At 69.1% G+C, this 21,957-nt stretch carries 19 protein-coding genes and 1 pseudogene; 7 read left to right on the plus strand and 13 right to left on the minus strand.

From position 1 onward, the window contains the following. Position 1 precedes the first annotated feature (1 nt). The 3 genes from AB0J69_RS34650 to AB0J69_RS34660 form a co-directional block, all read right to left on the minus strand. Positions 2-2,182, minus strand: coding sequence for a molybdopterin-dependent oxidoreductase (locus AB0J69_RS34650; RefSeq protein ID WP_364126149.1), 2,181 nt, complete (start codon positions 2,180-2,182; stop codon positions 2-4). A gap of 134 nt (positions 2,183-2,316) precedes the next feature. Beyond that, positions 2,317-2,964, minus strand: coding sequence for a hypothetical protein (locus tag AB0J69_RS34655; protein WP_364126152.1), 648 nt, complete (start codon positions 2,962-2,964; stop codon positions 2,317-2,319). A gap of 1 nt (position 2,965) precedes the next feature. Then, entirely contained in the window at positions 2,966-3,181 is a 216-nt protein-coding gene (locus AB0J69_RS34660) for a hypothetical protein (RefSeq protein ID WP_364126155.1), read from the minus strand. A gap of 647 nt (positions 3,182-3,828) precedes the next feature. Here AB0J69_RS34660 and AB0J69_RS34665 point away from each other — a divergent pair. Both AB0J69_RS34665 and AB0J69_RS34670 read left to right on the plus strand, forming a co-directional pair. Next, entirely contained in the window at positions 3,829-4,692 is an 864-nt protein-coding gene (locus tag AB0J69_RS34665; RefSeq protein ID WP_364126158.1) for a helix-turn-helix transcriptional regulator, read from the plus strand. Positions 4,693-4,746: 54 nt separating this feature from the next. After that, a complete protein-coding gene (locus AB0J69_RS34670) occupies positions 4,747-4,971 on the plus strand; it encodes a DUF397 domain-containing protein (protein WP_364126161.1) in 225 nt (74 codons plus the stop codon). Between the two features lie 400 nt (positions 4,972-5,371). Here AB0J69_RS34670 and AB0J69_RS34675 read toward each other — a convergent pair whose 3' ends face one another. After that, positions 5,372-6,820, minus strand: coding sequence for a catalase (locus tag AB0J69_RS34675; protein WP_364126164.1), 1,449 nt, complete (start codon positions 6,818-6,820; stop codon positions 5,372-5,374). A 129-nt stretch (positions 6,821-6,949) separates the two neighbouring features. Next, the gene (locus AB0J69_RS34680; RefSeq protein WP_364126167.1) at positions 6,950-8,335 is read right to left on the minus strand and encodes an MFS transporter; all 1,386 of its coding nucleotides are present in this window, start codon (positions 8,333-8,335) and stop codon (positions 6,950-6,952) included. A gap of 133 nt (positions 8,336-8,468) precedes the next feature. Here AB0J69_RS34680 and AB0J69_RS34685 point away from each other — a divergent pair, with 133 nt between their 5' ends. From AB0J69_RS34685 to AB0J69_RS34700, 4 genes are read left to right on the plus strand one after another with little or no spacing between them, the layout of a single operon-like run. Further along, entirely contained in the window at positions 8,469-9,296 is an 828-nt protein-coding gene (locus AB0J69_RS34685; protein ID WP_364126170.1) for a helix-turn-helix transcriptional regulator, read from the plus strand. 60 nt (positions 9,297-9,356) lie between these two features. Then, positions 9,357-10,430 (plus strand): CapA family protein, encoded by a 1,074-nt coding sequence (locus AB0J69_RS34690; protein ID WP_364126173.1) that lies wholly within the window; start codon positions 9,357-9,359, stop codon positions 10,428-10,430. A gap of 42 nt (positions 10,431-10,472) precedes the next feature. Next, the gene (locus tag AB0J69_RS34695) at positions 10,473-12,197 is read left to right on the plus strand and encodes an SDR family oxidoreductase (protein WP_364126176.1); all 1,725 of its coding nucleotides are present in this window, start codon (positions 10,473-10,475) and stop codon (positions 12,195-12,197) included. A 19-nt stretch (positions 12,198-12,216) separates the two neighbouring features. Beyond that, a complete protein-coding gene (locus tag AB0J69_RS34700) occupies positions 12,217-12,858 on the plus strand; it encodes a TetR/AcrR family transcriptional regulator (protein WP_364126344.1) in 642 nt (213 codons plus the stop codon). A 20-nt stretch (positions 12,859-12,878) separates the two neighbouring features. Here AB0J69_RS34700 and AB0J69_RS34705 read toward each other — a convergent pair whose 3' ends face one another. After that, positions 12,879-13,196, minus strand: a complete 318-nt coding sequence (locus AB0J69_RS34705; RefSeq protein ID WP_364126179.1) for a hypothetical protein — start codon at positions 13,194-13,196, stop codon at positions 12,879-12,881. Positions 13,197-13,368: 172 nt separating this feature from the next. On the opposite strand from AB0J69_RS34705, the gene AB0J69_RS34710 reads away from it, so the two are divergent. Beyond that, the gene (locus AB0J69_RS34710; protein WP_364126182.1) at positions 13,369-13,899 is read left to right on the plus strand and encodes a tetratricopeptide repeat protein; all 531 of its coding nucleotides are present in this window, start codon (positions 13,369-13,371) and stop codon (positions 13,897-13,899) included. Between the two features lie 167 nt (positions 13,900-14,066). On the opposite strand, the gene AB0J69_RS34715 is transcribed toward AB0J69_RS34710, so the two are convergent. From AB0J69_RS34715 to AB0J69_RS34745, 7 genes and pseudogenes are all read right to left on the minus strand, one after another. After that, positions 14,067-14,747 (minus strand): hypothetical protein, encoded by a 681-nt coding sequence (locus tag AB0J69_RS34715; RefSeq protein ID WP_364126185.1) that lies wholly within the window; start codon positions 14,745-14,747, stop codon positions 14,067-14,069. 207 nt (positions 14,748-14,954) lie between these two features. Beyond that, entirely contained in the window at positions 14,955-17,528 is a 2,574-nt protein-coding gene (clpB, locus tag AB0J69_RS34720) for an ATP-dependent chaperone ClpB (RefSeq protein WP_364126188.1), read from the minus strand. A gap of 73 nt (positions 17,529-17,601) precedes the next feature. Next, a pseudogene (locus AB0J69_RS34725) lies at positions 17,602-17,883 on the minus strand (helix-turn-helix transcriptional regulator); the annotation flags it as partial. 4 nt (positions 17,884-17,887) lie between these two features. Next, the gene (gene dnaJ, locus AB0J69_RS34730) at positions 17,888-19,063 is read right to left on the minus strand and encodes a molecular chaperone DnaJ (protein WP_364126191.1); all 1,176 of its coding nucleotides are present in this window, start codon (positions 19,061-19,063) and stop codon (positions 17,888-17,890) included. Between the two features lie 22 nt (positions 19,064-19,085). Continuing rightward, the gene (gene grpE / locus AB0J69_RS34735; protein ID WP_364126194.1) at positions 19,086-19,676 is read right to left on the minus strand and encodes a nucleotide exchange factor GrpE; all 591 of its coding nucleotides are present in this window, start codon (positions 19,674-19,676) and stop codon (positions 19,086-19,088) included. Then, positions 19,676-21,547 (minus strand): molecular chaperone DnaK, encoded by a 1,872-nt coding sequence (gene dnaK / locus AB0J69_RS34740; protein ID WP_364126197.1) that lies wholly within the window; start codon positions 21,545-21,547, stop codon positions 19,676-19,678. Before dnaK ends, grpE begins: the two co-directional genes overlap by 1 nt. Before the next feature lie 252 nt (positions 21,548-21,799). After that, on the minus strand, positions 21,800-21,957 hold a 158-nt coding region (locus AB0J69_RS34745), incomplete at its 5' end, for a LamG-like jellyroll fold domain-containing protein (RefSeq protein ID WP_364126347.1).

Below are 21,957 nucleotides of genomic sequence, written 5' to 3' on the forward strand. Positions count from 1 at the left end.
CCTAATGTGCGATGATCACCCCGGTTGGTGAAATCGTGACCGGAACTCCGTTGAACACTGCGTTACCACTTGGGACGTCTAGGGCGGATTCGTCGGTGAGCGAGTTCGCGCTGACGCCCGCGTGCTCGGCCGCGACGCTCTGCGCGCCGCCCGCGTGACCCCATCCGTGCGGCAGGCTCACCACGCCCGGCATGATCGTGTCGGTGGGCTCCAGCGGCACCGTGACCTGGCCCTTCGCCGACCGCACCACGGCCTCGCCGCCCAGCCCGAGCCGCGCCACGTCGGCCGGATGGATCTGCAGCGTGCAGGTGTTGCTGCCGCCGACCAGCGGGCCCACGTTGTGCATCCAGCTGTTGTTGGAGCGCAGGTGACGCCGCCCGATGAGGACGATCTCCGGCGGCTCCTCCTCCAGCTTGGCGCGCAGCCGCTCCACGTCCTCGATGAGTTGCGGCGGCGCCAGCTCGATCAGGCCGGAGGCGGTCTTGAGCACCTCGTCCAGCCGGGGCTCCAGCGCCCCCAGGTCCAGGCCGTGCGGGTTGTCGAGCAGCTTGCGCAGTGACAGGTCGCCCTTGCCGGCCCACTCGCCGTACGGGCCGAGCCTGAGCATGAGGTCCAGCCGCCGCTCGGCCCCCGTCTCGCCCTCCAGCAGCTCGCGCAGCTCCGCCACGTCCCGCCCCTCGACCCCGGAATCGGGCGTCTGCGTGGCCTTGCGCAACATCTCGTCGATCACGAACGCGTCGAGGTCGCCCTCCAGCCCCGAGGCGATCATCGCCAGCCTGGCGAGGATCTGGGCCTCCGAGGGCCGCTCGTCCAGCGGGAGCAGCGGCGGCGAGTAACGCGCGTAGTTGCGCACCGCGAACCCGAGCAGCGCGAAGTCGTAGTGCCCGGACTGCAGGACCCGGGGCGGCGGCAGGATGACGTTCGCGTGCCGGGTGGTCTCGTTCAGGTACGGGTCCACGCTCACCATGAAGTCGAGCTGCTCGAAGGCCGCGTCCAGCCGGTCGCCGTGCGGCGCCGACAGCACCGGGTTGCCCGCGACCGTGAGCAGGAACCTGATCTGGCCCTCGCCGGGCGTCTCGATCTCGTCGGCGAGCGTGGCCACGGGCAGCTCGCCGTTCGCCTCCGGCAGCCCGCGCACGCGGCTCTTCCACCGCCCCACCGTGTACGCCCGGCGGCGCGCGGCGAACTCGGTTGCGGGCTTGGCGAACATGGCGCCGCCCGGCCGGTCGAGGTTGCCGGTGAGTACGTTGAGCACGTCCACCAGCCACTGGGCCAGCGTGCCGAACTCGGCGGTGCACGTGCCGATCCGGGCGTAGACGGCGGCCGTACGTGCTCCGGCCAGCTCCCTGGCCAGCCGCACGATCACCTCGGCGGGCACCCCGGTCCGCCGCGCGACGACCTCCGGCGGGAAGTGCTTGGCCGCCTCGCGCACCTCGGCCAGCCCGTTGACCTCGTGCCAGGGCCGGGCCAGGTCCTCGGCGAACAGGGTGTGGACGATGCCGAACAGCAGGTACGCGTCCGTGCCCGGGCGGACGAAGACGTGCTCGTCCGCCAGCGCGGCGGTGCGCGTGCGGCGCGGGTCGACCACGACGAGCCGCCCGCCCCGCCCGCGCAGGGCCTTGAGCCGGCCGGGGAAGTCGGGCGCGGTGCACAGGGAGCCGTTGGACTCCAGCGGGTTGGCGCCCAGCATCAGCAGGAAGTCGGTCCGGTCCAGGTCGGGTACCGGGATGGCCAGCGGATGCCCGAACATGAGACCGCTGGCCACGTGCTTGGGCATCTGGTCGGCGGTGCTGGCGGAGTAGACGTGGCGGGTGCCGAGCGCCTTGATCAGCGGCGCGCCGTACAGGGCGCCGGCCATGGTGTGGGCGTTCGGGTTGCCGAGGTAGACGGCGACGGAGCCGCGGTCGGCGACCCGGTCGAGACCCGCCTTGACGGCGGCGAACGCCTCTTCCCAGCCGACCTCGCGCCACAGGTCGCCGTCCCTGATCAGGGGCTTGCGCAGGCGGTCGGGGTCCTCGTCGAGCCGGCCGAGGCTGGCCCCCTTCGGGCAGATGAAGCCCTTGCTGAACGGGTCGTCCTTGTCGCCTCTGACGCTGGTCACGTGTCCGCCGGCGTCGAGGGTGAGCGTCAGGCCGCAGACGGCCTCACAGAGGGGACAGGTCCGGTGGACGGTCGAGGTCATCACGACTCCTGAGTTCGCCAGATGAACTCATCTTCGCGCGGAGCGCGCGCATGGGGAAGCCCCGGAGCCCCCGCGGTCTCCGGGGCTTGCACCCCAGGGAATTTCCCGGATTCCCTAGGCCTTTTCAGCGGGCCTCAGCCCATCTGGGGAAGTGCCACCCGAGTGCGCAGATCAGGCGGCTCCTCGAGGTCGGGTCTCAGCGCGACCCAGGCGCGCCTGCCGTACAGGCGGTCCAGCCCGGGAGAGGTGGCTCCCGGCACCTCGTCGCGCCTGACGATCTCCACGATCAGGAACTGGGCCCGCGTGCGGTGCCGGTAGACGTTCACGCTGCGGGCCCAGCAGGCCGCCGCGATCTCCTCGCTGTACGCCTCGAACTCCTCGGCGCTGATGCCGGCCCTGACCAGGATCAGCGCCTTCTCGCCGGTGGCCGTGGGCGTGATCCACAACACCAGCGGGATGCGGCCGGCCCTCGTGTGCATCGTGGTCTCCAGGCAGACCCGGTGCAGGCGGTGCCTGGACATCACGCACCAGAAGTGGGCCACGATCCAGTTGCGGCCGACCCTGGTGGCGGCCGGGACCGAGATGGCGCTGGTCAGCAGGATGAAGGGCACCCACCGCCCCTCCTGCGTGGCGCCCAGCAGGGCCAGCGTGAACACCGCCAGCCCGGCCAGCAGCAGCAACTCGGCCCGGGCCCGCCAGAGCCTGACGAGCGGCCCGCCACCGCCGGCGCCGGGGAGGTCCTCGTTGGCCGGGTAGATCTGGTTACGCGGATTCCTCGACACGTCAGGACACCTCCTCGGTCACCTTGTGCGGCAGGCGGAGCTGGTCGAACCGTGGGTCGCGGTAGCGACGCGAGCCGAATCCCGTCTTGGTCACCGTCCAGCCCACCCGGAAGGCGAATTCGTCCGGCTCGACGCAGATTTCGTAGTCTGCCGAGGCGATGAGTTCCTGGATCCAGGACTTGATTCGGCTGAGTCCCTTGGTACCTTGTGAGTACATAGAAGACCCCTTTCGCGGCAATTCAGAGGTGGCTTCTTGGCCGGTCCGACGGCTGATGACCGGTTTCGCCGCAGGGTGGCAGCCCATATGCGGTGAACGGGTGGTCAGCCTCGGCCCGGCTTTTTGTGCGCTCGAATGAGCGGATCCGCGCAGCGTTGTTCAGGCGATTGCGTGATACCTCCGGCAAGTGGCCTCCCTGGGGCAGAGTTTCGTTTCCGGGACGGCGACGTTGCCGGAGCGGCGGCCCTCGTGCGGGCGCGCCATCGTGTGCGGAAGGCCCGATGCGTACGGCCGTCGCGTCATGTACGGCCTCCTCACCACTCGAGAGCCCTCCTGGTTCTGATCGTCCCCCGACGTCCTCGATGCTGCAATACTTCGAGCAAGGAAGATTTGAATTTCTTCGCCGGTTGCCGTGCAACTTGCACGAGATGTGTCGGCAGCAGGCGTGAGGTCGAGAAACTCTCCCGACCCGTGCTGATTGCGGAGCTTGTCCTTGCTCCTACGCTCCCTGCATGAAAGCCTTCTGGCAAGGCTGTGCGGCACTACACATGCAACTTGCAGTGTAAGATTGGGCGAACGGCCCAGAATGCCGGGCTCCAAACGGTCCCTCCCGGCTACACCTTCATTCCCGAGAAGGAGAGTGGACGGTGCCATCACAGCAGGGCAGTCCAACGGTACGGCGGCTCCGGTTGGGCCAGGAGCTGCGTCTCCTCCGGGAGCGGCGAAAGCTCACGGGGTCCAAGGCGGCCAGAGAGCTCGGCTGGTCGGCGAGCAAGGTCAGCCGCATCGAGGCCGCCAAGACCATGCCGAGTGCCGAGGACGTCAAGGCGCTGGCGAAGCTCTATCACGTGGACGGGGAGAAGCTTGACGAGCTCTTCGGGTTTCTACGGGATGCGGAGCAGCGAGGGTGGTGGGAGGATTACGAAGACTCCCTGCCTGAGGAGTACACAAGATTCCTCGGGCTGGAGGCTGAGGCGACATTCCAGCGCAACTGGGAACCCCAGCTCGTGCCTGGCCTGCTGCAGACTGACGACTATGCCAGGGAAGTGATCCTGGCGACTCGGGGCATCGCGCGCATCACGCACAGCGGTGTCAGGAGTCGGGTCGAGGCCCGTCTCGACAGGCAGCAGCGCGTGCTGCACCGCACCGACCCCTGCACTCTGACCGTGGTGCTCGACGAGTCGGCGCTGATGCGCCGCTTCGGTGAGCCGTCGGTCATGCGTGAGCAGATGGAGCATCTCCTGGAGATCTCCCTCCTGCCACACGTGAGTGTCCAGGTTCTGGCTCTAGAATCACTTCATCCAGTTAACACCGGTGCGTTCATTCACCTGAAATTTGCCGCGTTTGATGATGTTGTGTACCTAGAGCAGCTGTATACTGCCGACTTCGTCGATGATCTCGAACGAGTGGCTGGATACGAAACGGCTTTCGACCACATCCGGTCGGAGGCTCTGGATGAGGATGAGTCGCGTGTCCTTATCCAGCGTAAAGCCATGCTATGGCGGCGCTAGCGACGAAAACCTCAGAAAGGGGCAATGGAGCCCCTTTACGCATTTGGGGAGAAAATGTACAACCACACTAAGACGGCATCCTGGCAGAAGAGCTCGTTCTGCAACGGCGCGGCGGCGTGCGTCGAGGTTGCCCCCCTGGCCGACGGCAATGTCGCGTTGAGGGACAGCAAGGAGCAGGACGGTCCCGTCCTGGTCTTCACGCCGGCAGAGTGGGCCGCCTTCACGGCCGGGGTCAGGAGCGGCGAGTTCGACCTGGCCACGCTCGTAGCCAGCGCATAAGTGAACGGCCCTGGCAAGTTGCTGGCACAACCGCAGGGCCGTTCGGGCGGAGGCATGGCACAGCCTCCAGGGCATTCCAGCTCTCCCCACAGGTCGAGCACAGAAGACCCGCTCATCATGGCACATCCCCCACCGTCTTGATCAACCTTCGGCGCGGCTGTTTCCGGCCCGCCCGAGCCAGGTGTCCCGACCCCTCGTGACCGCCGCCGCAGCGACTCCCAGCGCGGCAGGACGGCATTCTCCGGCGGCCGGGAAATGTTCCCCGAGTTGCCCCGCGGGACGCAGGATTTTCGATTCCCGGCTGCCTGGACGGGAAATGCTGTGAACGCTTCACCTTTCTCTGGAGAAACGCGTTCGGCCCGCCTCCCGAAATGGGCTGCGGGCCGTGCGGTGCGGCCGGTCAGGAAAGGCCCAGGCCCTTTGCGACGCCCTGGCCGAGATCCTTGTGAATATTGCTCCAGTACTCCACGACCCGCTGCTTCATGTCGGTGGTGACCTCGGGTGCCGAGGCGTGGCCGACGATGTTGCCGACCAGGTGGGCGCGGTCGACGTCGGACAGCACGTTCTCCCACAGGGCGCGGGGCTGGACGTAGTCGTCGTCCTCGGCGTGCTTGACGTAGGCCGAGCGCAGGATCTCGCCCGTGACGTGGTAGTGCTCGCCCTCGTACAGTGCCGGGTCGGCCGCCGGGCCGCCCGCCGAGTTGGGGGCGTACACCGGGTCCTGCGGGTTGCGGAAGGTCATCGGGCCGTCGAAGTTGTAGGAGGCGACCGGGTTGCGCGGCTGGTTGATCGGGAGCTGCAGGTAGTTGGGCCCGATGCGGTAGCGGTGCGCGTCGGGGTAGGAGAACAGGCGGCCCTGGAGCATCTTGTCGGGCGAGGCACCGATGCCGGGCACCAGGTTCGACGGCTCGAAGCCCGACTGCTCGACCTCGGCGAAATAGTTCTGCGGGTTCCGGTTCAGGGTGAAGGTGCCGATCGGGATCTCGGGGTAGTCGCTGTGCGGCCACACCTTGGTCAGGTCGAACGGGTTGAACCGGTAGTCGGCGGCGGCCGCGAACGGCATGATCTGCACGCTGACCGTCCAGGACGGGTGGTCGCCGCGCCTGATCGCGTCGTACAGGTCGCGGGTGTGGTAGTCGGGGTCGGTGGCGGTCAGGGCGGCGGCCTCGGCGGCGGTGAAGTTCTGGATGCCCTGGTCGGTCTTGAAGTGGTATTTGACCCAGTATTTCTCGCCGGCCGCGTTGTACCAGAGGAAGGTGTGCGAGCCGAAGCCGTGCATGTGCCGCCAGGAGGCCGGCGTGCCGCGGTCGGTCATCAGGAAGGTGACCTGGTGCGCGGATTCGGGGGACAGGGTCCAGAAGTCCCACTGCATGTTGTGGTCGTGCAGGTGGTTGTCCGCGCGGCGCTTCTGGCTGTGGATGAAGTCGGAGAACTTCTGCGGGTCGCGGATGAAGAAGATCGGCGTGTTGTTGCCGACGATGTCGTAGTTGCCGTCCTCGGTGTAGAACTTGATCGCGAAACCGCGCGGGTCGCGCGCGGTGTCGGCCGCGCCCAGCTCACCGGCGACGGTCGAGAAGCGCAGGAACAGCGGCGTCTCGGCGCCCTTGCGGAACAGTTCGGCCTTGGTGAACTGGCTGACGTCCTCGGTGATCCGCAGGAAGCCGTGGGCGCCGCCGCCCTTGGCGTGCACCACCCGCTCCGGGACGCGCTCGCGGTTGAAGTGCGCCATCTTCTGGATCAGGTAGTGGTCCTGCAGGAGCAGGGGGCCGTTCGGGCCGACGGACAGCGAGTGCTCGTCGCTCGGCGCCGGGATGCCGGCGTCGTCGGTGGTGACAGGCCTGGTCGTCATTGCGCGATCCTCCGAATGATCATCCTTGACAGTTCGGGCAGACGCCCCCGAGTGCGTGACGTCGGCTTTGTCCATGTCTGCCAACCTATGCCCATAACCTGAATGACTCAAGTAAAGGAATTATCCAAGTTATGCGGGGACCGGTGCGCGGCGCCGTACCAGGAAGAGGGAGCTCAGCCCGGCGAGGACGGCCAGGCCTGCCATCGCGAGGGAGGAGAGCAGGGAGGCCGAGCCCGTGTCCTGGCCCTGGCTGAGCGTGATGAACAGCGTTCCCACCGTGGAGACGCCGATCACCTGGCCGAGCTGCATCACGGTGAGCAGCGCGCCGCTGGCGTCGGCCGCGTACGCGCCGTCCACCTGCTCGGTCGCCATGTTGGTCACCGCGACCTGCACGCCGAGGCCGGCGCCGATGAGGGCGCTCATGACCGCGTACGGGAGCCCGCCCCCGGCGGCCAGCCCGAGCCCGAGGTAGGCCGGCGCGGCCACCACGTAGCCGAACGGCACCAGCGTGCGCTGCAGGCGCGGCGGGAGGCGCGGCCAGGCGAGCCCGACCAGGCCGAAGGCCAGCGCGCACGGCACCAGCATCATGCCGGAGGCCAGCGGCGTCAGGTGCAGGTCGCCCTGCAGGTGCAGGGCCGAGGTGAACAGGAACGCGCCCCACGTGGCCGGGCCGAACAGCAGGATCGCCAGCCCCGGCCGCATGCCGGGCGCGCGCAGCACGCGGGCGTCCACCAGCGGGCGCCCGCCGCGCCCGGTCACCCAGCGCTCGATGCGGACGAACGCCGCGAACGCCGCCACGCTCAGCGCCATCGAGACCCAGCCCCACGCCGGCCAGCCGAGGTCGCGCCCGAGCACCAGCGGCACCACGAAGAGCAGCACGGCGGCGGACAGGGTCACCAGGCCCCAGGGGTCGAGCCCGGTCTTGCCGCCGCCCTCGTCGGCGGGCAGCACCCGGATCCCCGCGAGCAGGAGCAGCGCCCCGATCGGCACCAGCACCAGGAACACGATCCGCCAGCCCAGCCCGAAGCCCAGCAGGATCCCGCCGAGCGCCTGGCCGACCACGATGCCACCGCTGATCACCAGGGACCACAGGCCGATCGCCCGGCCTCTGGCCGCACCCCGATAGTTGCGCTGGATCAGCGTCAGCACCTGCGGCATCATCATCGCGGCCCCGGCGCCCTGCAGCAGCCGGGAGGCCACCAGCCAGCCCGTCGAGGGCGCCAGGCCCGCGGCGAGCGTGGTGATCGTGAAGACCGCCAGGCCGCCGAGAAACGCCTTGCGGTAGCCGAACAGGTCACCGACCCTGGCTCCAGTGATCAGAAGGACGGCGTAGACAATGGTGTAACCGGCGACGATCATCTGCAGCCCCGCGCCTGACGAGTGCAGGTCGGACTCGATGGTGGGGGTGGCCACGTTGACGATGTTGACGTTCAGGATGGCCAGGAACTGCCCTACGAGGATGATCGCCAGGAGCAGACCGCTGGCCTTTGAGGCCTCCTGTGGCTTTGTGCCCACGGGAGGGGGAAAAGCGGCAGTTTGCGACATGCTGATGAGTCTGCCGGGGATCCGGTACCAGTAACGAGAGCCAATTTATCCTGGTATTGATGGTAACTGGCTAAGTGTCGCCGTTTCACCCGATAGTGGAGGGATGAGCGTGGCAGAAGCACGACGTACCGATCTCTCGGCGTTCCTGCGCACCCGGCGCGAGCGGATCACGCCCGAGATGGTCGATCTCGCGCCGGGCCCGCGCAGGCGCACTCCCGGGCTGCGCCGCGAGGAGGTGGCGCAGCTCGCGGGCGTGGGCGTCACCTGGTACACGTGGCTGGAGCAGGGGCGCCCGATCAACGCCAGCAGCCAGGTGCTCGACGCGATCGCGCGCACGCTCCGGCTCGACACCGCCGAGCGCCACCACCTCTACCGGCTGGCCGGGCAGGCGGAGGAGCCGATCCCCGTGGACTCGGGCCAGGTGACGCCCGAGATGCAGGAGATCCTCGACCGGCTCGGCGACCTGCCGGCCTGCGTGACCAACAGCCGGTGCGACGTCCTGGCCTCGAACGACTCCTACGCGGCCCTGTTCCCCGAGCTGGTCGCCGCGCCGGAAGGGGAGCGGAACTCGCTCTGGCAGACCTGCCTGAACCCCTCGCCCGTGACGGTGCTGCTCGACCGCGACCAGGAACTCGCCCGGGCCGTGGCGGTCTTCAGGGGCGCCTACACCCGGCACGCGGACGACCCATGCTGGCAGGACTTCGTCCGGCGGCTCAGCTCGGAGAGCGCCGAGTTCGCGCGGCTGTGGGCGCGGCAGGACGTGGCCGAGCCCGGGCCGCGGGTGAAGGGATACAAGCACCGGGAACTCGGGATGTTGCGCTTCAGCACGACCAGCCTCATGGCAGTGCCCGAGTTGCGGCTGATTGTGTACTCGCCGATGGATGACGACACTCGTTCCGCTATGTCCAGGATTCGGGAGGCTGCGCGGTAATCCGCCCCACATGGCATGCTCGATCCCTGAAAGACAGGATTCGAGCGGAAGTGGCGGCAGATGAGATTCCCCCGTGCCCTCCCGGTTTTCGCTGTCGTCGCGTCGCTGGCCGCGTGCTCGTCGCCGCCCGAGAGGGAGCCGCAGAGCGGGCAGGTGGAGCGGCAGGCGGCCCCCTCGCCGAGCAGGAAGCCGACGCCGGAGCGGAGGCCGTACACGATCGCGTTCGGCGGGGACGTGCACTTCGAGGGGATGTTGCGGGGGAGGCTGGCCAGCCCGCGCACGGCGCTCGGGCCGATCGCGAGCACGCTGCGCAAGGCCGACTTATCAATGGTGAACCTGGAGACGGCGATCACCACCGGGGGGACGCCGGCGCCGGGCAAGCAGTTCACGTTCAGGGCTCCGGCCAGCGCGTTGACCGCGCTGAAGGGCGCGGGGGTGGACGTCGCCTCCATGGCGAACAACCACGGCATGGACTACATGGAGAGCGGGCTGGCCGACTCGCTGGCGGCGGTCAAGCGCAGCAAGTTCCCCGTGGTGGGGATCGGGGCGGACGCTGCGGAGGCGTACCGGCCCTTCCGGAAGGTCGTGAACGGCAACCGGGTGGCGATCATCGGGGCCACGCAGGTGCTGGACGCGGAGTTCATCCAGTCGTGGACGGCCACGGCGGACAAGGGCGGGCTGGCCTCGGCGAAGAACGAGACGGCCCTGCTGCGGGCGGTACGGCAGGCGCGCAAGAACTCCGACACCGTGATCGTCCACCTGCACTGGGGCACCGAGATGCAGAAGTGCCCCAACGAGGCACAGCGCTCGCTCGCTCCCAAGCTGGTCGAGGCGGGGGCCGACGTGGTGGTCGGCGGGCACGCGCACATCCTGCTCGGGTCGGGGTACCTGGACAACGCCTACGTCAACTACGGCATGGGCAACTTCGTCTTCTACAACTCCAACCCGGCGACGACCGGCAGGACCGGCGTGCTGACGCTGACGATCAACGGGCGGAAGATTCTCAAGGACGCCTGGACTCCGGCGACCATCCAGGGGGGTATCCCGATACCGATGACAGGGTCCGCCCGGACCCAGGCCGTGGCGGACTGGAAGGCGCTGCGGTCGTGCACGGGGCTGGCCGCGCGACCCTGATCGATCTATTCTGCTGGACAGTCCGTCCAATAGGAGGTCGCGATGCGGTGGGTCGAGTCCGGTGACGTGCGGCTGGCGGTCTTCGAGGAGGGTGATCCGGGCAAGCCGGTCGTGCTGCTCCTGCACGGCTATCCGGACACGCATCGCGTCTGGGACGAGGTGGCCGCGTTGCTGCGCGACCGTTTCCGCGTGGTGCGATACGACGTGCGCGGCGCCGGGCGGTCCACGGCCCCACGCGACCGGGGCGACTACGGCTTCGACCGGCTGATCGCCGATCTCGGCGCGGTGATCGAGGCGGTCGGCGCGCCCCGGGTGCACCTCGTCGGGCACGACTGGGGCTCGCTGCAGGGGTGGGAGGCGCTCGGCCGGGCGGGGATCCGCGACCGGCTGGCGTCGTTCACCAGCCTGGGCGGGCCGGGGCTGCGGCAGGCGGCGGATTTCACGCGGCACGGGCGGCGGCGCGACGTGGCGATGCAGCGCCTCAAGTCCTGGTATATCGGAGCATTTCAGGTCCCGGTGTTGCCCGAGCTGGCGTGGCGGACGGTCCTGCCGGGGATCGTCTCCCGAGCCCTGGGGGCGCCGCCCCGGCCCGGGCATCCGGCCGACACCCTGAGCAGGGACGGGCTCAACGGGCTGTGGCTCTACCGGCGGAACATGCCGCTGGGGGGCTCCGGGCTCGATCCGCGCGTCCCCGAGGTGCCCGTGCAGCTCGTCGAGGCCACCCACGACCCGTACGTCACCCCGGCGCTGCTCGCCGCCGTGGGGCGATGGGCGCCCAGGCTCTGGCACCGCAGGATCGCGACCGGGCACTGGGCGCACCGGAGCCGCCCGGAGGTCGTCGCCGGGATGATCGCGGAGTTCGTGGAGCACGCCGAAGGCGCGCCGGCCTCCCGGGGATTGCGGCGGGCGCGGGCGGCCGGGGCGTTCGGGGGAAAGCTGGTGGTGATCACCGGCGCGGGGTCGGGGATCGGGCTGGCGACCGCGCGGGCTTTCGCGGCGCATGGGGCGGAAGTGGTGTGCGCGGATATCGACCTGGACGCCGCGAAGCGGGCCGCCGACGCCATTGGTGAGGATCTCGGGGGTACGGCCTACGCGGCGCAGGTCGATGTGGCGAAAAGCGATCAGATGGAGGATTTTTCGCGAAATATCATCTCTGAATATGGCGTGCCGGACATTGTGGTGAACAATGCGGGGATCGCGGTCGCCGGGCCGTTCCTCGACCACACCGTCGAGGACTGGCGCAGGACCATCGACGTCAATCTGTGGGGCGTCGTCCACGGGTGTCGGCTCTTCGGCGCCGCCATGGCCGAGCGCGGCGAGGGCGGCCACATCGTCAACGTCGCCTCCCTGGCCGCGTTCGCGCCCTCCACGGTGCTGCCCGCGTACTCGACCTCGAAGGCGGCCGTGAAGATGCTCAGCGACTGTCTCAGGGCCGAGCTGGGGGGTCAGGGCATCGGGGTCACCGTCATCTGCCCGGGCTTCGTCTCCACGGGGATCGCGGGCAACGCCACGTACACCGACGACGGCCTGCGCCAGGGAGCCGTGCAAGGTCTGGCGCGGCGCGGATACCCGCCGGAGCGCGTGGCCGCGCACATTCTGCGGGCGGTGCACCGAAATCAGGCGGTCGTGCCGGTGAACTTGGAGGGGAAAGTCGGGTATGCCTTGTCTCGGATTTCGCCGCGGGCGATGCGTGGGCTCGCCCGGTTGAGCAGTGCCGTGAGAAATCCGAAATTGGCAGGTAACGATCGCCCGTACGAGAGAAGATGAATCCGTGTCTACGCCGCAAATGAACGATGAGTGCGTCCACCCCAAAGCCCTCAGGCGGCAGCCCGCACAGCGCCGCAGCGCCCGGCGTGTCGAGCGCATGCTCGACGCGTGTGCCGAGTTGCTCGACGAGACCGGATACGAGGCCCTGTCCACCACCCGCATAGCCGAGCGGGCGGGCGTGGCGATCGGCTCGGTCTACCAGTTCTTTCCCGACAAGCGGGCCATCACCCAGGAGCTCACCCGGCGCAACGTCGAGGAGTTCGTCCGCAGGGTCGATCGCAGGTTCCTCGAGGAGGACTACCGCGGCTGGTGGGAGGCCGTCGACGCGATCATCGACATCTACGTGGACATGCACAGGACGGTCGCCGGCTTCAAGAGCCTGCAGTTCGGCGACGTCGTCGACCTCAACCTGCTCGACTCCGACTCCGACAACAACACGGTGATCGCCGGGCGGCTGCGCGGGCTGTTCCTGAAGGAGTTCGGCCTGGCGGACAGTCCCTCACTCGACCTGGCGGTGCTCGTCGCGGTCGAGGCGGGCGACGCCGTGCTGAAGCTGGCCTTCCGGCGCGACCCCGACGGCGCACCCGAGATCATCGACGCGGCCAAACACCTGATCAGGGGCTTCCTGTCCCGCCAGCTCCGATCCTGGTCCCCTCGCTAAGAGCACCGGCGGGGGCCGGATCAGTTGCCGGCGGCCACCTTCGGCGCGCCGGGGATCAGATCGCGGTGCCAGTGCTTCCCGTGCTCGCGCTCACCGAGCGCCGTCGCGGGCACCTGCTGGAATCGCGGCGTGGCCGGCGTGCGCAGGCAGGGGGTCGGGAACGAGACCGGGCGCGCGTCCCTGGCCTCGCGGACGTCCAGCCGGGCCTCCAGCGCCCGCAGGTTGCTCTCCGCGGCCTCGAGGGCCTCCATCCGGGCCGACAGATAGCCGGCCACGCCGGGAATGAGGGCCGACAACACGACGGCACAGGCCAGCATGAAGGTCAGCTGCTTGGACATGCCCATCACAGTCCCTTCGCTCGCGTGGCGGCAAAGCGACTGTTATATGCCCTGTGACCTGGGCGGACACGCGTTCTGTGAGCAGGATTGGACGAGACGTTACCGAATTTGCACGGGACCGGCCATGTGGATTGACCGGGCAAAGGCCCGGGCGGCTCGGTAGTCTCGCGGTGTGGCGCATGTGACCCGTGAGCACCTTGATCGTCTGCTTGAGCAGGCCCTGCTGGCCGACGACCACAGTTCCCTGGCCAGTCGGCTGTACGACGTCGCACTCGACTATTCGTCCGGCGACGTCTCCAGGGCATCCATCCTGGTCCTCGCCGCCGAGGAATGGCGAGCGGCGGGCCAGCCCGCGCGCGCGATGGAGTGTTTCCAGCGCGCGGTCGAGGACGGTGGCGAGGCCGGGTTCGATCCGCGTGCCGGCATCGCCGACACGCTCTTCGAGCTCGACCGGCCGGACGAGGCTAGGGAGGTCATCGAGACGATACGCGCGGAGGGAGACGTCTCCACGGCGACCGCTCATACGATCGCCGAGACCCTGGTCGCCTATGGCGACCTGCAAGGGGGCCTCGAATGGGCGACGCAGGCCGCCCTGCGGTGTGACGAGAACGACCCGGAGCAGGTGGCGCTGCTGCGCACCCGTTATCGCATCAGGGTCGATCTCGGGCTCCCCGAGGACGAGCTCGACGAGCTCGTCTCCTGAGGGCGCGCGTCCCGCCGGGCGGTGACCGTCCCGGCAGGGCGCGCTCCGTCATGCCCTGACACGTGCGGTCCCGTGGTTCGCCGGAGGGCCGCGGCCGGGCGACCGCGGCCCTCCGACCTATGGGAATCCGGGCGCGGCAGGCACGGTCCGCGCCCGGACGAGGTGGCTCATCGCAGTCCGAGGCCCTCCACGAGGCCGGTGAAGCCGGCCACCGCGGTCTGCCCGCCCGGCAGCATCGAGGTGCCCTCGACGCTCTCCACCGCCTTCGGCAGCAGCACGCCGATGACTTCCTCACTGACCTCGCTCACCGGCTGCTGCAGGTCCAGCGGCGACTCGATCCCGCTGCCGGCGATGCGGTTGTGGTAGGGGGCGTGGCCGAGCGTCATCTCGCCCGGCAGCTTCCTCTCCAGCGGCCGCTGCGGCATCTCGGGCAGCGCCAGCAGCGCGGGTATGCCGGTCGTCGTCGACAGATCCTTCATCCCGGCCGGTCCCGGCACCATGGGGAACAACGCGGGCGAGGCCGTGGCCAGCGAGGGCATGCCCCAGGTGGCCGCCACGCCGCCCAGGTCCGCCACGCCCAGCACCTCCTTGCCGGTCGCCAGGCCGGTCAGACCCAAATGCCTGGCCAGCTCCCCGGCCGACGTGGCCAGCTTGTTGCTCTCGGAGGTGAGCATCCGGCTGCTCCCGGGGCCGCCGTCGTTCACCCGCAGCCTGGCGTGCTCGTCGCAGAAGTTGGCGATCGAGGTGGGCGACAACAGCGCGGGCTCGGTGCCGGCGCAGCTGCCGGCCGCCGAGGGGCCCGCGCACAGCCAGCTGACACCCGCGGTCAGAGCGGCCACCGCGATCATGCTCCGGATCTTCTGGAATGACACTGCACGTCCCCCTGATCGATTTCGGTGATCTGACGAACGCCGAACGTAGTCATGCCTCCGGCAGGGCGAGTGCGGCTTGTCCGAAGGGTGGCGCGAACCTTACCGAAGGGGCGGCCCGATGACCGTGCCATGACACGCCGGAGCCCGGAGATCACCTGGATCTCCGGGCTCCGGGACGGGCTGTCAGGCCGCGCGCTGGATGAGCAGCTCGTCGTCGCCCAGCTCGACCACGACCTTGTCGCCGTCGGCCACCTCGCCGGACAGAACCGCCTTGGCCAGCTTGTCGCCGATGGCGGACTGGACCAGGCGGCGCAGCGGTCGGGCGCCGTACATCGGGTCGTAGCCCGTCATCGCCAGCCACTCGCGGGCCGCCGGCGTGACCTCCAGCGTCAGCCTGCGGTCGGCCAGGCGCCGGGCCAGGCGCTCGACCTGCAGGTCGACGATCTGCGCCAGCTCCTCGGTGCCGAGCGCGTCGAAGAGGATCACGTCGTCGAGCCGGTTGAGGAACTCCGGCTTGAACGAGCTGCGCACCGCCCCCATGACGGCTTCCCGCTTCGCGCCGTTCTCCAGCTTGGGATCGACGAGGAACTGCGAGCCGATGTTGGAGGTGAGGATCAGGATCGTGTTGCGGAAGTCGACCGTGCGGCCCTGGCCGTCGGTCAGCCGCCCGTCGTCGAGCACCTGCAGCAGGATGTCGAACACCTCGGGATGGGCCTTCTCGACCTCGTCGAGCAGCACCACGGTGTACGGGCGCCGCCTGACGGCCTCGGTGAGCTGGCCGCCCTCCTCGTAGCCGACGTAGCCGGGAGGCGCCCCGACGAGCCGGGCCACGCTGTGCTTCTCGGAGTATTCGCTCATGTCGATGCGGGTCATCGCCCGCTCGTCGTCGAACAGGAACTCCGCCAGCGCCTTGGCCAGCTCCGTCTTGCCCACACCGGTCGGCCCGAGGAACAGGAACGAGCCCGTCGGCCTGTCGGGGTCGGCGATGCCGGCGCGGCTGCGGCGTACGGCGTCTGAGACGGCCTGTACGGCCTGCTGCTGCCCGATGAGGCGCCGGCCCAGCTCATCCTCCATGCGCAGCAGCTTGACCGTCTCGGCCTCCAGCAGCCGCCCCGCGGGGATGCCGGTCCACGACGAGATCACCTCGGCGATGTCGTCGGCCCCGACCTCCTCCTTGACCATGGCGTTGTCCGGCGGCGCGGCCTCGGAGGCCGCCTTGAGCGCCTGCTCCAGGCGGGGCACCTCGGCGTACATCAGCCGGGAGGCCGCCTCGAAGTCGCCGTCGCGCTGGGCCCGCTCGGCCGCGCCCCGCGCCTCGTCGAGCTGCTTCTTCAGCTCGCCGACCTTGTTGAGCCCGGCCTTCTCGTGCTCCCAGCGGCCGACGAGGGCGTTGAGCTCCTCCTGGCGGTCGGCCAGCTCCTGGCGCAGCCGGTCGAGCCGCTGGACGGAGGCCTCGTCGGTCTCCTTCGACAGGGCCAGCTCCTCCATCTTCATCCGGTCCACGTTGCGCTGGAGCTGGTCGATCTCCACGGGACGGGAGTCGATCTCCATGCGCAGCCGCGAGGCGGCCTCGTCGACCAGGTCGATGGCCTTGTCGGGGAGGAAGCGGTTGGTGATGTAGCGGTCGGACAGCGCGGCGGCGGCCACCAGCGCGCCGTCGGCGATCTGCACCTGGTGGTGGGCCTCGTAGCGGCCCTTGAGCCCGCGCAGGATCGCGATCGTGTCCTCGACCGTGGGCTCGCCCACGTAGACCTGCTGGAAGCGGCGCTCCAGCGCCGGGTCCTTCTCGATGCGCTCGCGGTATTCGTCGAGCGTGGTCGCGCCGATCATGCGCAGCTCGCCGCGGGCCAGCATGGGCTTGAGCATGTTGCCGGCGTCCATCGCGCCCTCGGCGGCCCCCGCGCCGACGACGGTGTGCAGCTCGTCGATGAACGTCACGATCTGCCCGTTGCTCTCCTTGATCTCGGAGAGCACGGCCTTGAGCCGCTCCTCGAACTCGCCGCGGTATTTCGCGCCCGCCACCATCGCGCTCAGGTCGAGGGAGATGAGCCGCTTGTTGCGCAGCGACTCCGGCACGTCGCCGGCCACGATGCGCTGGGCCAGGCCCTCGACGACCGCGGTCTTGCCGACGCCGGGCTCGCCGATGAGCACCGGGTTGTTCTTGGTGCGGCGGCTGAGGACCTGGACCACGCGGCGGATCTCGGAGTCGCGGCCGATGACCGGGTCGAGCTTGCCGCCCCGGGCGTGCTCGGTCAGGTCGACGCCGTATTTCTCCAGCGCCTGGTAGGTGTCCTCCGGGGTCTCGCTGGTGACGCGGGCGTTGCCGCGTACTTTCTCGAAGGCGTCGAGCAGCGCCTGCGGCGTCGCGCCCTGCGCCTTGAGCAGCTCGGCCGACTGGCCCCCGTCGGCGGCCAGGCCGACCAGCAGGTGCTCGGTCGAGACGTAGAGGTCTTCGAGGCGGTTGGCGTGCTGGGCGGCGGTGTTCATCACCGTCAGGAGCTGGCGGGAGCTCGACGGTGCCCCCACCGTCGAGCCCTGTGCCTTCGGCAGCGCCGCGAGCTGCTCCTCGGTGCGGGCGCGCAGCGTGCGCCAGTCGGCGCCGACGGCCTCCAGCAGCGGCACGGCGGTGCCGCCCGTCTGGGAGAGCAGAGTGGTCAGCAGGTGAGCCGGCGAGATCTCGGGGTTGCCCTCCGCGGCGGCGCGCCGCATGGCACCCGAGAGCGCTTCCTGGCTCTTCTGGGTGAGCTTGTAGTCCATGTTCCTAGGCCCCCGGTGGCAGCTCGTAGCGGATCAGCGCTCTGACCATCCGCATCTCGGCTCGCAGGCGGTGGACCTCCTCACGCAGCCGCAGCGCTTCGTTCTCGAGCTCGAGAATCCGCTTGATCCCCGCGAGGTTGATGCCCTCCTCCTGGGAGAGGCGCTGCACCTCGCGGAGCTGGATGATGTCGCGTGTCGAGTAGAGGCGGCCGCGCCCCGCCGTGCGCCCAGGACTGACCAGGCCGAGCCGGTCGTACTGGCGCAGCGTCTGCGGGTGGAGCCCGGACAGCTGCGCGGCCACCGAAATCACATAGACAGGGGTGTCATCTGAAAGGTCGAAATAGTTGGCGTCCATCGGCTTACTCGCTTCTGGCTCGCTGAATGAGCTCAGCGCGCGGGTCCTCGCCCGCGGTCGCGGTGTTGAACTCGGTGAGAAGCTCGCGCGACTTGTCGTCGAGCGTCTTCGGCACGATCACCTCGACGCTGGCGAGCAGGTCGCCCTTCGTCCCGTCTTTCCTGGTGACGCCCCTGCCGCGGACGCGGAACGTGCGCCCGTTGGGCGTGCCCGCGGGGATGCGCAGCGTGACCGGCATGCCCTTGAGGATCGGCACCTTGATCTCGGCCCCCAGAGCGGCCTCCGTGAACGTCACCGGCACGGTGATCGTCAGGTTGTCGCCCATCCGGCCGAACACGGCGTGCGACTTGACGTGCGTCTGGATGTAGAGGTCGCCCGCCGGGCCGCCGTTCTCCCCCGGAGCGCCCTTCGCCTTGAGCTTGACCCGCTGGCCGTCGGCCACCCCCGCGGGAATGCGCGCCTGGATGGTGCGGGTGCTCTTGGCCCGGCCGCTGCCCTCGCACACGGGGCAGGGGTCGTCCACGATCAGCCCGCGGCCCTTGCAGTCGCGGCACGGCTCGGAGAAGGCGAAGTTGCCCAGGTTGCGGCTGGCCGCGCCGGTGCCCTCGCAGGTGGGGCAGACCCTGGGGGTCGTGCCCGCCTTGGCGCCGGTGCCGGTGCACGCGGCACAGGCGGCGGAGCTGGTCAGCCTGAGCGACACGGTGGTGCCCTCGACGGCCTCGGTGAACGTCAGCGTGACCTCGGACTCGATGTCCTGGCCCCGCCGCGGCCGGGTGGCGCTGGTCGTGCGGGGCCCGCCGCCCCGGTTGAACAGCCCGCCGAACAGGTCACCGAGCCGCTCACCCGCGCCCCCGCCCTGGCCCTGCTGGCTGGTGCCGCCGAACAGGTCACCGAAGTCGAACGGGAAACCGCCACCGCCGGGCCGCTGGCCGCCCACCCCGGACCCGAACAGCGTGCGCGCGTCGTCGTATTCCTTGCGGCGCTTGCCGTCCGACAGGACGTCGTAAGCCTCGGAGACCTCCTTGAACTTGGTCTCCTTGGTCGCGTCACCCTGGTTGGTGTCGGGGTGGTATTGCCTGGCCAGCTTCCGGTAGGCCTTCTTGATCTCGTCGGCGGTGGCGGTCTTGGGCACACCAAGGACGGCGTAGTAGTCCTTTTCCAGGTAGTCCTTGGTGCTCATCTACGGCCCTTCGTCCTTGTGATCAGTTGTCGTCGTCATTGGACGCGGCTGGGGCGTCCTCGGGCTCGGCGACGGCCACCCGCGCCGGGCGCAGCACCCTGTCACCCATCCGGTATCCAGGCTGCAACACCTCGACGGCGGTCGGCTCGGTCACCTCCGTCGAGTAGCTGTGCATCAGCGCCTCGTGGACCGTCGGGTCGAACGGGTCGCCCTTCTGCCCGAAGGAGCTGAGGCCCAGCTTGGTGACCGCCGACTCCAGCGACTCCGCCACCTTCGCGAAGCCGCCGGTCAGCTCGCCGTGGTCGCGAGCCCGGCCGATGTCGTCGAGCACGGGCAGGAGCTCCGCCAGCACCCCGGCGACGGCCTGCTCGCGGACCGCGACGCGGTCGCGCTCGACCCTCCTGCGGTAGTTCGTGTACTCGGCCTGAAGGCGCTGAAGGTCCGCGGTCCGCTCGGCGAGCTGGGCCGCCAGCTCGCCGTCCTGCGCCTCCAGCACGTCGGCCGGCACCTCTTGTGGCACGGTCGGCGCCTCTCTGACCTGGCCCGTCTCCGGGTCGATCTTGCGGTTGTCGCGGATCACCGGCTCCTCGTGCCCGTTTTCACGCGGCGGCATCACTGGTCCTTCTTCGGCTGGTCATCGTCGACGATCTCGGCCTCGACCACGTCGTCATCGGCCTTCTGGTCCTGGCCGGCCGAGGTGTCCTGCGGGGCGCCCTCGCCGCCGGCCTGCTGGCCCTGGCTCTGAGCGTAGATCGCCGAACCCATCTTCTGGCTGACCGTGGCGAGCTTCTCCGCCGAGTTGCGGATGACGTCGGTGTCGGTGCCCTCAAGAGCCTTCTTCAGCTCGGCCAGGGCGTCGTTGACCTCGGTCTTGATGTCGCCGGGGACCTTGTCGTCGTTCTCGCGGAGGAACTTCTCCGTCTGGTAGGCGAGCCCGTCGGCGTTGTTGCGGACCTCGGCCTCCTCGCGGCGCTTCTTGTCCTCCTCGGCGTACGACTCGGCCTCGCGCATCATCCGCTCGATGTCGTCCTTCGGCAGCGCGGAGCCGCCGGTGATCGTCATCGTCTGCTCCTTGCCCGTGCCCAGGTCCTTGGCGGAGACGTTGACGATGCCGTTGGCGTCGATGTCGAAGGTGACCTCGATCTGCGGGATGCCGCGCGGCGCCGGCGCGATGCCGGTCAGCTCGAAGGTCGCCAGCTTCTTGTTGTACGAAGCGATCTCGCGCTCGCCCTGGTAGACCTGGATCTGCACCGACGGCTGGTTGTCCTCGGCCGTGGTGAAGACCTCGGAGCGCTTCGTGGGGATCGTCGTGTTGCGCTCGATGATCTTGGTGAAGATGCCGCCCTTGGTCTCGATGCCCAGCGACAGCGGGGTCACGTCGAGCAGCAGGACGTCCTTGACCTCACCCTTGAGCACGCCGGCCTGCAGGGCGGCGCCGATGGCGACGACCTCGTCCGGGTTGACGCCCTTGTTGGGCTCCTTGCCGCCGGTCAGCTCCTTGACGAGCTCGGAGACGGCGGGCATGCGGGTCGAGCCGCCGACGAGCACCACGTGGGCGATGTCGGCGACCTTGATGCCGGCGTCCTTGATGACCTGGTGGAACGGGCCCTTGGTCCGCTCGAGCAGGTCGGCGGTGAGCCGCTGGAACTCGGAGCGGGTCAGCTTCTCGTCGAGGTGCAGCGGGCCCTCGGAGGAGGCGGTGATGTAGGGGAGGTTGATGTTGGTCTCGGACTGGCTGGACAGCTCGATCTTGGCCTTCTCGGCCGCCTCGCGCAGGCGCTGGAGCGCCATCTTGTCCTTGGCCAGGTCGACGCCGTGCGCGTTCTGGAAGCGCTTGACCAGCTCGTCGACGACGCGCTGGTCCCAGTCGTCACCGCCGAGGTGGTTGTCACCGGAGGTGGCCTTGACCTCGACGAAGCCGTGGCCGTCCTCCTGGCCGACGTCGAGCAGCGACACGTCGAAGGTGCCGCCACCGAGGTCGAAGACCAGGATGGTCTGGTCCTGCTCCTTGTCGAGCCCGTAGGCGAGGGCCGCCGCGGTCGGCTCGTTGATGATGCGGAGCACGTTGAGGCCCGCCACCGTGCCGGCCTCCTTGGTGGCCTGGCGCTGGGCGTCGTTGAAGTAGGCGGGAACGGTGACCACCGCGTCGGTGATCTTCTCGCCCAGGTAGGCCTCGGCGTCCTGCTTGAGCTTCTGCAGCACGAAGGCGCTGATCTGCTGCGGCGAGAACTTCTTGCCGTCGATCTCCTGGGACCAGTTGGTGCCCATCTCCCGCTTGACCGAGCGGATCGTCCGGTCGACGTTGGTGACGGCCTGCCTCTTGGCGACCTCACCGACCAGGACCTCGCCGTTCTTCGCGAAGGCGACCACGGACGGCGTGGTCCGCGAGCCCTGCGCGTTGGCGATGACGGTGGGCTCACCGCCCTCGAGGATCGAGACGACGGAGTTGGTCGTCCCAAGGTCGATACCTACCGCACGTGCCATGAGTACGTCCTTGTAGTCAAAGTTGAGTCTGTTGGACTCAACGTATGGATGCGAGTCGTCTTTGTCAAACGACTTGAGCCTACCCGACTCAACCCTCGTGAGCGCGAAAGCATTCCCGCCAAATCGGGAACAACGCCCGTGTCGCTCCACACCACGGGTAACGGGGTCGGAGGTACGGAGGTTCCACCCCGGAACATGGCGGACCCCCGGACGCGGTGGGCGCGCGCCGGGGGTCCGCGTCAGGGAGATGGCTCAGGAGACGGGTGTGTTCATGTCCGTCTGGATCTCGGTGGCGTTGAGGGCCCGGTGGTAGATGCGTACTTCGTCGATGAGGCCGTTGAACCATTCGCCCCAGAGGCTGTTGCCGCCGATGCGCAGGACGCCGTTGTCGGTGCGGATGGGTCCGCCTG

The sequence above is a fragment of the Nonomuraea sp. NPDC049709 genome, assembly GCF_040674815.1.
In the GTDB taxonomy this organism is placed as follows: domain Bacteria; phylum Actinomycetota; class Actinomycetes; order Streptosporangiales; family Streptosporangiaceae; genus Nonomuraea.